13 protein-coding genes are annotated in these 14,336 nt (G+C 52.2%); 7 read left to right on the forward strand and 6 right to left on the reverse strand.

The features are described from left to right. Positions 1–21 precede the first annotated feature (21 nt). Positions 22–1,080, reverse strand: a complete 1,059-nt coding sequence (gene tdh / locus ACFQ2I_RS10500; RefSeq protein WP_377564085.1) for an L-threonine 3-dehydrogenase — start codon at positions 1,078–1,080, stop codon at positions 22–24. Positions 1,081–1,255: 175 nt separating this feature from the next. Between tdh and ACFQ2I_RS10505 the strand changes: the two genes are divergently transcribed. The 3 genes from ACFQ2I_RS10505 (at position 1,256) to ACFQ2I_RS10515 (ending at position 3,099) form a co-directional block, all read left to right on the forward strand. Next, positions 1,256–1,822: a helix-turn-helix domain-containing protein gene (locus tag ACFQ2I_RS10505; RefSeq protein ID WP_377564087.1), complete on the forward strand. Its 567-nt coding sequence runs from the start codon at positions 1,256–1,258 to the stop codon at positions 1,820–1,822. A 94-nt stretch (positions 1,823–1,916) separates the two neighbouring features. Next, positions 1,917–2,213 (forward strand): hypothetical protein, encoded by a 297-nt coding sequence (locus tag ACFQ2I_RS10510; protein WP_377564089.1) that lies wholly within the window; start codon positions 1,917–1,919, stop codon positions 2,211–2,213. Positions 2,214–2,472: 259 nt separating this feature from the next. Continuing rightward, positions 2,473–3,099 carry a TraX family protein gene (locus tag ACFQ2I_RS10515; protein ID WP_377564090.1) on the forward strand — a complete coding sequence of 209 codons (627 nt, stop codon included), beginning with the start codon at positions 2,473–2,475 and terminating at the stop codon, positions 3,097–3,099. On the opposite strand, the gene ACFQ2I_RS10520 is transcribed toward ACFQ2I_RS10515, so the two are convergent. Further along, positions 3,064–3,948 carry a serine/threonine protein kinase gene (locus ACFQ2I_RS10520; RefSeq protein WP_377564091.1) on the reverse strand — a complete coding sequence of 295 codons (885 nt, stop codon included), beginning with the start codon at positions 3,946–3,948 and terminating at the stop codon, positions 3,064–3,066. The genes ACFQ2I_RS10515 and ACFQ2I_RS10520 overlap by 36 nt on opposite strands. A gap of 94 nt (positions 3,949–4,042) precedes the next feature. Here ACFQ2I_RS10520 and ACFQ2I_RS10525 point away from each other — a divergent pair, with 94 nt between their 5' ends. Both ACFQ2I_RS10525 and ACFQ2I_RS10530 read left to right on the forward strand, forming a co-directional pair. Then, a complete protein-coding gene (locus ACFQ2I_RS10525) occupies positions 4,043–4,375 on the forward strand; it encodes a hypothetical protein (RefSeq protein ID WP_377564092.1) in 333 nt (110 codons plus the stop codon). A gap of 129 nt (positions 4,376–4,504) precedes the next feature. Continuing rightward, positions 4,505–4,723 (forward strand): hypothetical protein, encoded by a 219-nt coding sequence (locus ACFQ2I_RS10530; protein ID WP_377564093.1) that lies wholly within the window; start codon positions 4,505–4,507, stop codon positions 4,721–4,723. Between the two features lie 102 nt (positions 4,724–4,825). On the opposite strand, the gene ACFQ2I_RS10535 is transcribed toward ACFQ2I_RS10530, so the two are convergent. The 3 genes from ACFQ2I_RS10535 to ACFQ2I_RS10545 all read right to left on the reverse strand — a co-directional run bounded on the left by ACFQ2I_RS10535 (position 4,826) and on the right by ACFQ2I_RS10545 (position 11,029). Continuing rightward, positions 4,826–6,142 carry a putative bifunctional diguanylate cyclase/phosphodiesterase gene (locus ACFQ2I_RS10535; RefSeq protein WP_377564095.1) on the reverse strand — a complete coding sequence of 439 codons (1,317 nt, stop codon included), beginning with the start codon at positions 6,140–6,142 and terminating at the stop codon, positions 4,826–4,828. Between the two features lie 193 nt (positions 6,143–6,335). Continuing rightward, positions 6,336–7,049 carry a response regulator transcription factor gene (locus tag ACFQ2I_RS10540; RefSeq protein WP_377564098.1) on the reverse strand — a complete coding sequence of 238 codons (714 nt, stop codon included), beginning with the start codon at positions 7,047–7,049 and terminating at the stop codon, positions 6,336–6,338. Positions 7,050–7,156: 107 nt separating this feature from the next. Beyond that, positions 7,157–11,029, reverse strand: coding sequence for a response regulator (locus tag ACFQ2I_RS10545; RefSeq protein ID WP_377564252.1), 3,873 nt, complete (start codon positions 11,027–11,029; stop codon positions 7,157–7,159). A gap of 235 nt (positions 11,030–11,264) precedes the next feature. Here ACFQ2I_RS10545 and ACFQ2I_RS10550 point away from each other — a divergent pair, with 235 nt between their 5' ends. Then, entirely contained in the window at positions 11,265–12,443 is a 1,179-nt protein-coding gene (locus ACFQ2I_RS10550) for a peptidylprolyl isomerase (protein ID WP_377564099.1), read from the forward strand. 128 nt (positions 12,444–12,571) lie between these two features. After that, complete coding sequence (locus tag ACFQ2I_RS10555; RefSeq protein WP_377564254.1) at positions 12,572–13,453, forward strand: aldose epimerase family protein; 882 nt, start codon at positions 12,572–12,574, stop codon at positions 13,451–13,453. Positions 13,454–13,636: 183 nt separating this feature from the next. On the opposite strand, the gene deoC is transcribed toward ACFQ2I_RS10555, so the two are convergent. Beyond that, complete coding sequence (deoC, locus tag ACFQ2I_RS10560) at positions 13,637–14,326, reverse strand: deoxyribose-phosphate aldolase (RefSeq protein ID WP_377564100.1); 690 nt, start codon at positions 14,324–14,326, stop codon at positions 13,637–13,639. Positions 14,327–14,336: the final 10 nt, after the last annotated feature.

Raw genomic sequence — 14,336 nt, forward strand, 5'->3', positions numbered from 1 at the left:
TGTAATCATTCTAATCTCGCTTCAAGACACGCGATCATGCCAAAACACAATTTTGCCGCAATTGCCGGACGCCATCAGATCGAAGGCCTCCTCAAAACGATCCAGCGTGAAGTGATGCGTCACTAGCGGCGTCAAATCTATGCGCTTCCGGTCTAGAAGCCCTTTCAGCTGATACCAGGTATCATACATCCGCCTGCCTGTAATTCCCTGAATATTCAGACCTTTAAATATAATATCCTGCGCCAAATCGAACGGCACCTCTTGCGTCGGAATGCCTAGCAGACTAACACGCCCCGCCTGTGCAGCCGCCTTCAGCGCATCTCGAATCGCTACGGGATGACCCGACATCTCCAGAACGACCTCTGCGCCTTCTCCGCCTGTTGCTTCACGAATGACATCCACGAAGCTTTGCTTGCTGCTGTCAATCACAATGTCCGCCCCCATCGCCTCGGCCATCTTCAGGCGGTAAGGATTAATGTCTACAGCGAACACTCTGCCGCTTCCGCAAGCCTTCGCCACCGCAATTGCCATCTGGCCAATGGGTCCAACTCCGACGACGACGACACTCTTGCCTACCACGTCTCCGCTTAACACCGTTTGCACCGCATTGCCTAGCGGATCCTGCAGACAAGCGATTTCCGGCGGCACGCTTGCGTCGTTGTGGATCACATTACTGGCCCTTATGACTGCATATTCCGCGAAGCAGCCCGGAATCGTAATACCGAAGCTTAATGTATTTTTGCATACATGGGCGTTACCAGTCCGACAAGCTTTGCAGATGCCGCATACGACGTGGCCTTCTCCCGATACATAGTCGCCCACCTTGACATTCGTCACTTCACTGCCGATCGCTTCCACAATGCCCGCGAATTCATGTCCGAATACATTCGGTGTACGTACAGTGCGCGACGCCCAGTCATCCCATTTATAGATATGCACATCCGTGCCGCAGATCGAAGAGGTCTTCACCCGCACCAGCACCTCGTTCACTCCGCATACCGGCACTGGCACTTCTTTCAACACCGCTCCGGGACCGCGCGTCTCCTTCACCAGCCCAATCATCGTTTTGCCTTGAGACATCTCTTTGCCCCTCCTCGCATTTTCGTCTACAATAGAGTGAAACCGAAAATAGAACGCTTACCACTTTATCTTGTATAATATATTACACGTTTGTGCATTATAATGTACATACCTTTGTGTATATTTTTTATTATTTTTTATTATTTTTTGTGAGGTAATTGGAAGGAGTACAGCCATGTCAGAAGCGATTCATCAGAAAATCGGCAAAAACCTGCAAGATATCCGCAAATCCCGCGGTCTAAGCCTGGATGCCGTAGCCGAGCTTAGCGGAGTCAGCAAAGGAATGCTAGGGCAGATCGAGAGGGGAGAGTCCAATCCGACCATCTCCATCCTGTGGAAAATTGTCAACGGTCTTCGCATCTCGTTCGCTGCGTTAATGGAGGACTCGTCTCCGCAAGTATCCATCGTCAAGCTGGAGGAGACATCGCCGCTTATTGCCGAGGATGGCGCCTATCGCACATATCCCATCTTCCCATTCAAGCAGGATCGAGGATTCGAAGTATACACCGTGGTGATTGAGCCGTTCACTTCCCATACATCGGAAGCACACTATGAAGGGGTCGAAGAGTTCGTTATCGCGATGGACGGAGAGCTTCGCGTCGAAGTGGGAGGAGACAGCTATCTGCTGAAGCCAAGCCTGGCCATGCGCTTCTCCGGCGATCAGCCTCACACCTATTGCAACGATACGGACCGTACGATCCGCTTCACTACCCTTATCCATTACCCTTCCTCCAACCGCTGACCGGCCGACAGGCGCGATGCGCTTATGAACGGCATGACTTTCCCGTCTCTTGCATAGCTATAGACTAGAATGCTTGAGATAGGAGGTTATCGCATTGTCCGAACAACGGGATAACGAAGCTTCGGTTATTTACGAAGCCAATCCGCAGCATACAGCTACGGTACAGGAAATTCGGGAGCGCCTCATGAAGATGTGCGGGGGACATATGCACCGGTTCGTACGCGTACAGACGATCGACGGCCATGTGTATGAAGGGATGATTCTGCATGTCGATCAGCACATTCTCTATCTGCAGTGCACGATTCAAGACCCCAGATCCTATAACAGCCGCTTCAACGCCATACTTCCTCTCGTGCTGTTCGAGCTGCTCGTCATTACATTGCTCTTGTAGGGGATTCGGCGATTGCAGCCCGTCGGAGGAAAGGAACAGACATGACGCTTTGTTTGCAGAATCGCTGCAGTTATGCGGCATGGCTGCGACAAGCAGCAGAGAGAGCAGGACTGTAATAAGTCCTGCTCTTTCTGTGCGCGGCTTGCGGAAGCCACTTTTTCACTGCATACCGCGCGAACGCCCATTTTCTGCTATACTGAAGATCGCTAGAATGACTATTCCGACTAGCCGTAAACCCGACAGATGAAGGTGGTCTCTCATGCAATTTCTAGCTATGCTCACGATGCTTATCGATCATATTGGCGCTGTATGGTACCCCTCCGATCCCCTATGGCGCATCATCGGCAGACTTGCCATGCCGCTGTACATATACGCCATGGTTATCGGCTATAAGCGAACCCGTAATATGAACCGCTACTTCCTGCGGGTCGGCCTGCTGGCCTTGCTCTCGCAGCTCCCTTATCAATGGGCCTTCCATATTACGCAGATCAATGTCATTGCAACCTTATTCGTCTGTCTGCTCGCACTGCGTCTGCTGGATCGATATAAGGATTCGCCAGCGCTTCAGTTCCTCATTGCGGGAGCCGCATTCATCCCGCTTGAGGCGCTTCCGTTCGACTACGGCGGCTACGCTCTGCTGCTGATGCTCATCTACCGCTACGCACCGTCTTCTCTTGCCTTGCTCATGCATGCAGGTCTGGAGCTGCTGTCCATTTTTACGGGCGGGGTGTCTCTGCAGCCGTTCAGCTTGCTGGGGACGGGGCTTATCTTCTATATGCCGCAGCTGTTGATCCGTATGGACCGCATCCGCATGCCCAGATGGATCTGGCGCAGCTTCTATCCGGCTCATCTAATCGCAATCGCCGCGCTTCAGCAGATCATCTAGCTCCCGTTCACACTCCGCTGTACTAGGCCAGCCTTGATCTTCATTCAGCAGCTTGCGCAGGAACAGCTTGACCGCATCGGGCAGCTCCAGCTCTTCCTCCCAGCTTCGTTCCATCCCATCCTTGGGAGGCGTGTAGCCCGCATACATGAGGAACAGGAACAGATGACCAAGCCCGAACCAGTCGCTTGCTGGATGCGCGCGGCGCATTCGCGTCTTGAGCGCAGCGGCGCTATCCGCCGGAGCATCCGTCTCACCCAATGCTTCCTTCAGCGGCCCCGGCAACTGCTCGCCGATACGGCATGCCAGGCCGTAATCAATCAGATACGGCTTCCCATCCCTCATCAGCACATTCGGTATACGTACATCGCGATGCACGTAGCCGGAGTCATGAAGATGCTTCAACGGCTGAAGCAGCCCCCTCAACACTTGCAGCGCTTCTTGAACCGTAAAGCTGTCTCCCTGCTCATAAATGATATATTCCAGATTATGCCCCTCAATATAGTCCATCGCGATCGCTTCCTCGGAGCCGCTTGACCGGTATGCGACGAGACGCGGAATCTGCTCGTGGGACAACGCTTGCATCACGTCCCTCTCACGCTGCAGAAGCTGGATGCCAAGCATTCGCTTGCTCGGCTTATTCCGCTTCAGTAGAACGGTCGCCCCGCTTCTCTGATCTCGGCACACGTAAGCTTGACCGTAGCTGCCCATCCCCAGAAAACGCCGCACTTCATACTGTCCTCCCCATACCGTTCCTTCTTGTAGAGGATAATCGCTCCAATTGTTGCGAATCTCCCGCCATCTATGCCAGGTTCGGGAGGCGAGTCGCATCATTGCGTGCCACATCTTCATCAACTCCTCCCACTAGCTTATCATTTTTTTAGAAACTTTCTATTTACACGGTCGTAAAGTATATGAAGTTGCAGAGAAGAAAGGAGAAGTTACGATGTTGAAACGAATCTTCTATTCCTTGGCAGGCAGACATGGTCATCACTTCTATAGCAGCAGCGATTATAAGAAAGGATACTATCATCCGCATCATCCGTATCCACCACAATATCCGCCGCCGCACCCGCCTTATCCCAACGGGCAATATCCAGCAGGGCCGCCGCAGCATCCGAGCCATCATCACGGAGCTCCGCCGCCGCAAGGAGCGCCCTATTATCCGCAGCATCCGCCACATCCGCAGCAGCCGTATTACCCGCAGCACCCGCCGCGCTACAATCATCATTACGGGCACGGCTATTACAAGAAGAAGTGGAAATACAGCAGCTCTTAGGCAGATTAACGTCATGAAGGGATTGTTAGAAAAGTATTAACAAAATAAACAATAACCTGACGACAGCTTCATAAGGGGCTAAAACGTTAGCGGTATAATGGGAAAAACGCAACGGAGGTGAATGGTGCAATGATGAAAATCATTACCTTCAAAAATCGTTCAGTACCTGTCTATTGCCCTAACGAGCAATCAACATCCTTCGATCTTCTTCATCATAAATTGAACGAATTGGAACTAGACTTTGATTTCCGGAAAAAGTGGAAGCGAATCCGATCGGTTGAAATGGTGCGCGACGTCGCTATTTTCCAATATAATGATGGAACCAAGCTTTACTTGGAAGTCAGCTAACCTGATAATCGATGAAGGGCTGTCCAATGGTCAAACGACCCCGGAACAGCCCTTTCTTCTTCCATTGATTCTTACAGCGAATAGCAGTCCCTGTGGCATCGATTAGCCATCGTTCTCAACGGTTCTGCGGAACACTGAAGCGTCCAGCTGAGTAGGGTCCATCGGCTTACCCAGTAAGTATCCCTGCACATAATGACAACCCCACTCCTTCAGGAGCAGCATCTGCTCTTCGAACTCCACTCCCTTGGCTATCGCTTCAAGCCCAAGCCTCCGAGCCAGTTGAATCATAGATTCCACAATATAACGGTCCGCCCCCCCTAGATCGATATCTTTCACAAAAGACTTATCAATCTTCACACTATGTATGGGCAAGTACTTTAGACTTGTATAAGACGAATATCCCTTCCCGAAGTCATCCAATACGATTCGCACGCCCGCAGCATGAAGCTCGCTTAACGCTTCAGCCACCTGTTGAATGTCATGAAGAGCCATCCGGCGCTCCGATATTTCCAGCTCCAGTGACTCCGCCTTCAGCTCATATTCGTCAACAACATTGATGACCGTGGAGACGAAGGAGGGGGATATCAGCTGCTGCGAAGAAATATTAATGGATATGCGGAGGTGGTCCAACCCCTCATACCGAAGCATATCCGACAATCGCCTGCATACTTCTCGAAGCACCCATTCGCCGAGGGGGACAATTAATCCATTGAATTCCGCAATCGGAATAAACTCTTCCGGACTGACGTTGCCGAGCTCCGGATGCTGCCATCGAATTAACGCTTCGTACCCTCTTAACCGGCCGTTGTCCAACTGATAGACCGGCTGATAGCTCAAGTGGAATTGCCGTTGAACCAATGCCGGACGAAGCGAAGATTCGATCGTAATCTTCCTGTTCATTTGAACGGTATCTTCACTACTGTATACTTCAACCCGATTACCGCCACTTTCCTTAGAGCGGTAGAGCGCAAGCTCTGCATGACATAACAGCTGCTCGCTCGTCAGTCCGTCCTTCGGATACAAGCTAGCCCCTATGCTCGAGGTCAGATAGAGCTCCTGCTCCCCATCTGCAATGGGGCGTTCAACGGCGAACTTGATCGCCTCCAGCACATGCGTGACCCGAACCAGTTCCTGCTCATGGAAAGCGATCACAATTTGAAAGCAGTCACCGCCAAATCTACTCGTCTCGTTGAAGAGGCCACCGGAGAGCGTCGCGCCAGCCTCGCATAGACGGTTCGCTATCACACCCAACACATAGTTCCCGAAGTCATTCCCTTTTGTTTCATTCAAGCGATAAAAACGATCCATATCCACAAGGGCAACCAGCATATGATGTCCCGTCGTCCTTGCATGCTCGATGGCAAGTTCAAGCTCAAGAAATGCCGCTTTCCGTCCAGGCATATCAATAGCTGCCTCCATCACAAAAAGCTCCTTTCATTAATCATCATTATTAAGCTTAATATTCACATACAATTATTAGAATAATGCTGCAGCCCGGATCGCATCTTTGTTAGAAAACCTAATGATTGCTCCCGAAAATAAAAAATAAGCATCCCGGATAACCGGAATGCTCTTCACCTGAAGCCTGTTCAGCTTGCGGATCCCGTCACAACTACATGGCTGGCTCGGCCACATACTTGTACCCGAACCCCCACACCGTCTTGATCAGGCGAGGTTCCTTCGGGTTCAGTTCGATTTTCTTACGGAGATTGACGATATGAACGTCAATGGCACGATCGGTCACGAAGGAATCAAATCCCCGTATCGCATTAATCAATTCTTCCCTGCTGAATACCTTCCCCGGATGAGCCATTAACAGCTTTATAAGCTCGTACTCCGAGAACGTCGTCTCCACACGCTGACCCCTTACGATGAGCAGCCTTCTATTCGCATCCAATTGAATAAGCTCTGATGGCCCGATGGACGAGGTGACTTCCTTCTTCTCATTCATCTCCGCCTGTACCGTATGAGAACGGCGAATCAGCGCCTCCACCCGCGCGGTTAGCTCATGCATGCTGAACGGCTTGCATAGATAATCATCCGCTCCAGCCTTTAGCGCCTGCACACGCTCCGATACCTCGCTCTTCATCGAGAGAATCATTATGGGGACATTGGACGTTTCCCGTATTTGCTTGCATACTTCCATTCCGTCCAAATCCGGAAGAATGAGGTCCAGCAAAATCAGATCGGGAACGAAGTCCGCAGCCTTGTGCAAGCCCTCTTCTCCACAATCCGCTTGCTCCACCTGGTAGCCCTCTTCAGACAAATACATAGACAGCATATTGCTCATCATGACGTCATCTTCAATAACTAATACTTTATACATTGCAGTCACCCTTAAATAGGATTGAAGATTTCTGTCCAATCATTTCTGTAACTCTACTATACAATACCTAAACATAAGGAACAATATTTTGTTAGAAAAATGTTAGACTATTTGTCGAATTTGGTCGGCACATCCTTCAATCCAATCAGCAGCTTCGTCAGTTCCTTCTCCAGCCGCGCGAGTAATGCCTGCATGCTCTTTCCGGTAGACAGCCCAGCTTCGCCATTCAGCCACTTCCCCGCTTCACCGGCGGCATCCGACAACTCATAAGCGGACAAGTAACCGGCGGCTCCCTTCAGCGTATGAAGCATACGTATGGCCGCATGCGAATCGCCGTTATCCAGCTTTAGCCGGAGCTGATCCATGAACCGTCCATAATCCATCTTGAATTGTCCGATCATATGCAGCAATATCGGCACTTTTCCGTTAACCCGCTCCAGTGCGCTTGCCACATCCATTCCCGCTATACCGCCCAGAGAGGAGGGAATGCCGGAGGGAGCGCTATAGTAGGACAATGTACCGGGCAGCAGTCCGTCGCCGTTCGCAATAGACAGCTTGTTGCCGCTGGCTGCCTCATCCAGACAGACGTTAATCTTCTCCTGCAGCGTATCAAGCGACAACGGCTTCGTGATGACATCGCGCATACCAAGCCGGATATAATATTCATGGTCCTTCTTCACCATATTCGCTGTTACGGCAATGACCGGAATATGGTCATACTTCCTCTTGCTCCTCATGATACGGACCGCCTCCGTACCATCCATGACTGGCATATGAATATCCATCAGCACCAGATTCCACTGCCCGTCTGCGAGCAATTCCAGCGCTTCCTCGCCATTCTGCGCTACCCCGACCTCGTAGCCAAGCTCCTTTAGCAGCTCGACCGCAACCAGTTGATTGATTTTGTTATCTTCCGCTAACAATATTCTAACAGTTGGCTGATATTTTCTCGATACGACTGCAATCTTCCTGTCTTCCTCTGCCTGCTCAACGTCCTTCTCCTTATTAGCCAAAACTACATTCAGCGCACGGCATAGTGCCAATCGCGTCACGGGCTTGATCAGTATTGCCATCGGCTGCTGGTGCGATTGTAACTGAAGCAACTCATCCCGGCCATAAGTCGTCGTTACGGCAATGATCGGGATAGCCGCTTGTTCCGCTGCCTGACGGAATTCCAGCCATGTGTCGATACCATACATATCGGGCATCTCCATGTCCATGACAAGCAGCTGCGGCTTGGTTCCTTCCCCCAGGTCACGAAGTCGGTCACGCGCAGAATGCCAATCTTTGAACGTCAGACTGGATAATCCCGCTTGCTCCAGCATCTCTTCCCAGAAGCGCATCATCTGCATATTGTCCTCTACGACCCATATCGGCTGCTCCCTTCCGATGTCGCCCAAGACAGCGGTCTGTTCATGGCGATAAGGGCTGATTGCAAATGGAAGCGTGAAGCGGAATACACTGCCGACGTCCTCCTCGCTGTTCACCTCAAGAGATCCTCCCATGAGCTCTACCAGATTTTTGGAGATGACAAGACCGAGCCCCGTCCCCCCGAATTGTCTCGTCGTAGAGCTGTCGCCTTGTGTGAACGGCTGGAACAGACGCCGTCGTTTCTCTTCGTTCATGCCAATTCCCGTATCCGCCACGGTGAAGGAGAGGCTGATTGTCTCTGTACTGCGGCTTTCCACATCAATCTCAAGCTTCACAATCCCCTTCGGGGTGAATTTAATCGCGTTCATGCACAGATTAAGCAGCACCTGCTCCAGTCTCATCGCATCTCCTACTAGCATATACTTCAGCTGTTCGGATTGGCGGATCATGAATTCGAACTGCTCTTTCCCGCCCATGAACACGCTTAGTCCGTTTGCCAGCTTCTCAAGCACTTCTTCCAGTTGGAACGGAAGCCGTTCTACTTCAATTTTGCCCGCTTCAATTTTCGAGAAATCCAGCACATCGTTGATGATCCGCAGCAGACTCTCGGAGCTAGTCTCCATCTTGTCCATATAATCGCGCTGAAGCTCGGTCAGCTCCATCTTGCGCATGAGCTGTGTCAGGCCAATGATGCCGTTAAGCGGCGTCCGCACCTCGTGGCTCATCATCGCCAGGAAGCGCCCCTTCGTCTTGTTCGCCTCTTCCGCCTCCAGCGTAGCGCGAACGAGCTCTTCCTGCACAAGCTTCTGCTCCGAGACGTCTCTGGCGATGCAGGAGAAGAACAACTCGCCCGTCAGCGGATCGTTATGCGCTACGACGACCATCGATACGAACAACGGCTCGCCGCCCCTCTTAAGCAGCTCCGCGCCGCCCTCCCAATAGCCGTACTCCTTGGCCAGCCTCGCCCCTTCCAGCAGCTGCTCGTACGTCTGGGAATCGACATAATGCTCCACCGCAAGGCTTTCCACGGTCCGTTCTTCATTGCTAAGACCCAACATTTCCCTTCCGGCACGATTCATATAGATAATTCGACCCTTCATATCGGCAGAAGCAATCAAGTCCTTGGCGGACTCTACGATATCCAGCAATCGATTGCGTGCCTTCTCGACGTGCTTGCGATCCGTTATATCCCGAAGCATGCCTACGACGCCCGAGAATTTGCCGTCGCTGCCGCGTAGACCATTCGAGCTATGAAGCGTAGGCACTCGCTTGCCATCCTTGCGAATAACGGTCCACTCCCGCTCATAGGAGAAGTGCTCTTTACGCAGCTCCTTGAACACCTCCAGCCCGGGCAGCACTTCTCTGCCCAGCAGCTGCGTCAGCCGCTCCGCTTCCTTGCGTAATTCCTCCGAATCGATGAAGGCAAGCGGCGTCGCTTGTCCTACCAGCTCTTCCGCTTGATAACCCAGCATTTCCTCGGCAGCTTTATTCATATGAACGACGCGATACTGGTCGTCCAGCACGATGAAGGCGTACTGATTCTGATTAATGATTGCGTTCAGCCGGTCGAACATTTCCTGCAGATGCTCCATCATCCCGTTGACGGAGCCCGCCAGCTTACCGATCTCATCCCGCTCAGAAGTATCCAGATGCTGTGCCTGGAATTGCCCCGAAGCCGCCTGCTCGGTTACTTTCAGCACGCCTTCCAGACGCTTCACGATCCGTTCAAAGTAGAGATAGAAGAACAATGCAATAATGATCTCCGATGCGGCGATCGTCATCACCGTACGCCAGAATACCGGCGCAAGCGGCGCCTCCAGCATCCGCAGCGGCGCCTGAAGCGCTAGCCGCCAAGGCGTGCCGGCTACCTTCGCATAGAACACGACATAACGCTGTCCACTCGACGCCAGCTTCACCTCTCCGCCTTCGCCGCTCAGCATGAGGCTGGCATTGTCGCTGAAGTGAGACTCCCGATCCGTCAGAGAACGGGAAGGGTGCAGCTCTGGATCTGTGCTGTAGATAAGTTCGCCCTGATCGTTATAGACGAATACCGGCGCTGGCCAATTATCGAAGTCGAAGTATTCGTGGAAGGATTCGTAGCGAATGGAGGCATAGATGACCCCTGACACTACATCTGAATGATTGTATACCGGCACGGCAATAATGGCTTGCCGCGTATCCAAGAAGGTAGGGATATAGGGATCCGTCATATGAATCTCGCCCCTCTTCGCCGCATGATAGAACGACTCGAAGCCCTGGTACAGTCGCTTGCCGTCGCTGCGCAACGCATTGCCCTGCATGTCAATATAGCCAATGTTATGGTACTGGAACCCATTGCGATCCATCTCGCTTGTGAAGTAATCAAGCTTCTGCTCTTCCGTGCCGAAGCGCACCGCATCCGTTCTGCTCATCACCATCACCTCGGCTTTGCGGATATGCATCCATGCCGCGATATCATTACTTTGACTACGAAGCTGGCTCATCATTTTATCCTTCTCCGACTGCAACAGAGACTGCTTTACCGCGGAGTAGTTGCCGACGCCTGCCAGAAGCAGGGGAATAAACGAGATTAATACAATGAGAAGCAGACCTTTCGTTCTGAGCGACATCTTATTCAACCAGCATCCCCCTCTTAATCTCTCATCCTTATGCCGTTCCTTGCATTTGGACCATATATAATAGCCTCTCCATATTGCGCCGTTCAGCCATGTCATTCATAGTATAGCAAGTGCTTGCCTAAGATTCGACATTTCCTGTAAGCTTTTTTTATTTAAGATTAAGGTTTTTTGGAACACCATTTGTTATAGTAATGTAGAAACTGTATATTCGAAGGGAGCTTGCAGGATGAATAACAAGGATTCGCTGAACAACGAGAATAAAGGGGATCAAGCGGACGAGCAGTCCGTCAAAAAAGAGCGTTATACGTACGAAGAGGAAACTGCCTCTGCCGCCGAACAGCCTGTCGCGTCGGAACAAGAGACAGAGACGGAGACGGACAAGCATCATTCGGAAGACGAGGTAGCTGCTGCTGCCATCGCGGCCGTACCTTCCATTACGGCGGAAGCTCCGACTACTGTCGTCAAGAGGAGCCCTTGGGGATGGATACTCTTATCCGCAGCGCTGGCTGTCGCGTTAGTCGTTGTTATCTTAAAGCCGCCGTTCGGCGTGGACAACAGCAATGTAGCGACAGTGAACGGCACCAATATTAAGAAGGAAGATCTGTACGAATTCATGGTGAAGCGTTATGGAACCGCCACACTGGACAACATGATTACGGAAGAGCTGATTCGCCAAGAAGCGGAAGCGGCAAGTATTACCATTACAGAAGATGACGTGACCAATCAGCTGGACGCTCTGAAGCTGGGCTTCCCTTCTCAGGAAGTGTTCGACATGCAATTGATGCAAGCAGGCATTACGGAAGAAGAGCTGCGCGAAGACATGCGCATTCAGACGTTGCTGATCAAGCTGCTGGAGCCGCAGACTGAAGTAACCGACGATGAGGTGCAGCAATATTTCGATCAGAATAAAGCGACCTGGTCTACTACGGAACAGATCCGCGCTTCCCACATTCTTGTAGAAACGGAAGATGAGGCGAAAGCGGTAGTTGCGGCGCTGGAAGGCGGCGCTGACTTCGCAGAGCTGGCGATGGAGAAATCCAAGGATGAAGGATCGGCTGCTGCCGGCGGCGATCTGAACTTCTTCGGAAAGGGCCAAATGGTGAAGGAATTCGAAGAAGCGGCCTTCGCTCTGGAAGTGAACGAAGTGAGCGATATCGTCCAGTCGAGCTTCGGTTATCATATTATTAAGAAGACGGACAGCAAGCCGGCTGAGGAGCCGGTCTTCGAAGAGAAGAGAGCTGCGATCCGCACGATGCTGCTCAACCAGGAAGCTAATCCTCTGACCAATACGTGGCTGCAGGAGAAGCACGAGAAAGCCATCATTACGAATACGCTTGAGGAGAAAGCTGAATCAGAAGCTTCCGGTACAGCAGGCAGTGAAAGCGGCGAAGCTTCGGCGGAATAATACGTCGTTATACTAGCCATTCGGGCGGATTGCTTGAGGATACCTCGTATCTTCCGGCGATCCGCCCTTTACGCATTGCTCCGTTTCGGGCAGAATGAGAACGTAGAAGTTTATTTTAAATGGAGGTCATGATCGTGAGCCAATTCGAAGTAAGCCAATATGAGGATACGTACACGATATACGAGTTGAAGGAGCCGGGCACTTCGTCCAGAGTGCTGGTCTGCCCGGAGCGGGGCGGCATCGTCATCGGCTGCCAATTGCATGGAGAAGAGCTCTTCTATCTGGATAAGGCGACATTAGAGCACCCAACCGCCAATATCCGGGGAGGCAATCCTATCCTGTTCCCGATCTGCGGACATCTGAAGAATGGAAGCTACGAGTGGGCTGGGACACGTTATGAGATGGCCAATCATGGCGTCGCACGCACGTCGCCTTGGGAAGTGATCAGCACGAGCACGAATAGCGAAGCTTCAATAACTTTGCGCCTGCAGAGCAACAAGGAGTCGCTGTCCGCTTACCCCTTCCACTACGAGCTGGAATTCACCTATGCCCTTGTCGGCGGCGAGCTGCATACCCGCCAGCACTACCGCAATTGCGGACAAGCGGGCTCCGGCGCCATGCCGTTCTACGCAGGGTTCCATCCCTACTTCGCCATCGAGGGAAGCAAGTCGATTCCTTATGATACCGACGCTACTCGCTATGTGGATTACAACGATAATGTCGTGAAGCCTTACACCGGCGTGATCGATCTGAACAATCGTGGGGCATCCGTCTGTCTGCTGGACGCCGAGCGACGTGAGATCGCCTTCCCGATACGTGAAGGCGTGAAGGTGCGAATGCGCTATGACGATCCCTTCAAATATGTTGTGCTATGGTCTGTAATTGACCATCCCTTCATCTGCGTAGAGCCATGGATGGCCGAGACGGGCGAATTGAATCGTCAGGAAGAGCTGGTCCTGCTGGAAGCGGGAGAGACGCTCTCCTGTAACCTGATCATTAGCCGGGCATAACGGCTGAAGGCATACCATAAATAAACTCGGACAGCCGGGGAGCGACCGTTTACGGCTGCTTCCCGGCTGTCCTTATACTGTATGAACCTGATAAGCGCATGTGATCGTCACCTTCATCCACGCAAACTTGTGGATGGTCTATCGAAATCGTCAGCTTGCCTATTCAGCATACGTATTCCATCATCAGTACCCTTCGCCTCGACCTCCGGTTACGATTGCGATGCTGGAGCTGGCGCCGATACGAGTCGCCCCTGCAGCAATCATCTGCTGCGCTGTCTTCAGATCACGAACGCCTCCTGACGCCTTCACGCCAAGCTCCGGCCCCACCACGCTTCGCATCAGCGCAATGTCCTCTACCGTGGCTCCGCCTTTCCCGAATCCGGTCGACGTCTTCACGAAGTCTGCTCCCGCACGCTTGGATAGCTCACATGCCGCAACCTTCTCCTGATCCGTCAGCATGCCCGTCTCCAGTATAACCTTCAGCACCGCCTTGCCCTTGCACACTTCAGCGACAGCTGCAATATCGGCCTCTACCGCCTCCAGATCGCCCGACTTCAGCTTACCGATATGGAGCACCATATCCACTTCCGTCGCACCGTCCGTGATTGCTTGAGCCGCTTCGAACGACTTGGACGCCGAGCTTGTCGCACCAAGAGGGAATCCCACGACCGTCGTCACGCCGACTGGGCCCCCCTTCAGTTGTTCCGCCGCAAGCTTCACCCAGCTAGCATTGACGCACACTGTCGCGAATGAATAGTCCCGCGCTTCCTCGCACAACTTCGTAATCTCCATTGCCGTAGCGTCGGCCTTCAACAATGTATGATCGATCAATGCAGCTATATTAGCCTCCGATGCTTGTAATGCGCTCCCCATCGCCATTGCC

It is taken from the genome of Paenibacillus chungangensis (genome assembly GCF_042675905.1).
Taxonomy (GTDB): Bacteria; Bacillota; Bacilli; order Paenibacillales; family Paenibacillaceae; genus Pristimantibacillus; species Pristimantibacillus chungangensis.

What these genes read in the sequence shown, in the direction of transcription:
- tdh (WP_377564085.1), bottom strand. Translation starts at nt 1,080, where the DNA reads ATGTCTCAAGGCAAAACGATGATTGGGCTGGTGAAGGAGACGCGCGGT.
- ACFQ2I_RS10505 (WP_377564087.1), top strand. Translation starts at nt 1,256, where the DNA reads ATGTCAGAAGCGATTCATCAGAAAATCGGCAAAAACCTGCAAGATATC.
- ACFQ2I_RS10515 (WP_377564090.1), top strand. Translation starts at nt 2,473, where the DNA reads ATGCAATTTCTAGCTATGCTCACGATGCTTATCGATCATATTGGCGCT.
- ACFQ2I_RS10520 (WP_377564091.1), bottom strand. Translation starts at nt 3,948, where the DNA reads ATGAAGATGTGGCACGCAATGATGCGACTCGCCTCCCGAACCTGGCAT.
- ACFQ2I_RS10525 (WP_377564092.1), top strand. Translation starts at nt 4,043, where the DNA reads ATGTTGAAACGAATCTTCTATTCCTTGGCAGGCAGACATGGTCATCAC.
- ACFQ2I_RS10530 (WP_377564093.1), top strand. Translation starts at nt 4,505, where the DNA reads ATGATGAAAATCATTACCTTCAAAAATCGTTCAGTACCTGTCTATTGC.
- ACFQ2I_RS10535 (WP_377564095.1), bottom strand. Translation starts at nt 6,142, where the DNA reads ATGGAGGCAGCTATTGATATGCCTGGACGGAAAGCGGCATTTCTTGAG.
- ACFQ2I_RS10540 (WP_377564098.1), bottom strand. Translation starts at nt 7,049, where the DNA reads ATGTATAAAGTATTAGTTATTGAAGATGACGTCATGATGAGCAATATG.
- ACFQ2I_RS10545 (WP_377564252.1), bottom strand. Translation starts at nt 11,029, where the DNA reads ATGTCGCTCAGAACGAAAGGTCTGCTTCTCATTGTATTAATCTCGTTT.
- ACFQ2I_RS10550 (WP_377564099.1), top strand. Translation starts at nt 11,265, where the DNA reads ATGAATAACAAGGATTCGCTGAACAACGAGAATAAAGGGGATCAAGCG.
- ACFQ2I_RS10555 (WP_377564254.1), top strand. Translation starts at nt 12,572, where the DNA reads ATGATCGTGAGCCAATTCGAAGTAAGCCAATATGAGGATACGTACACG.
- deoC (WP_377564100.1), bottom strand. Translation starts at nt 14,326, where the DNA reads ATGGGGAGCGCATTACAAGCATCGGAGGCTAATATAGCTGCATTGATC.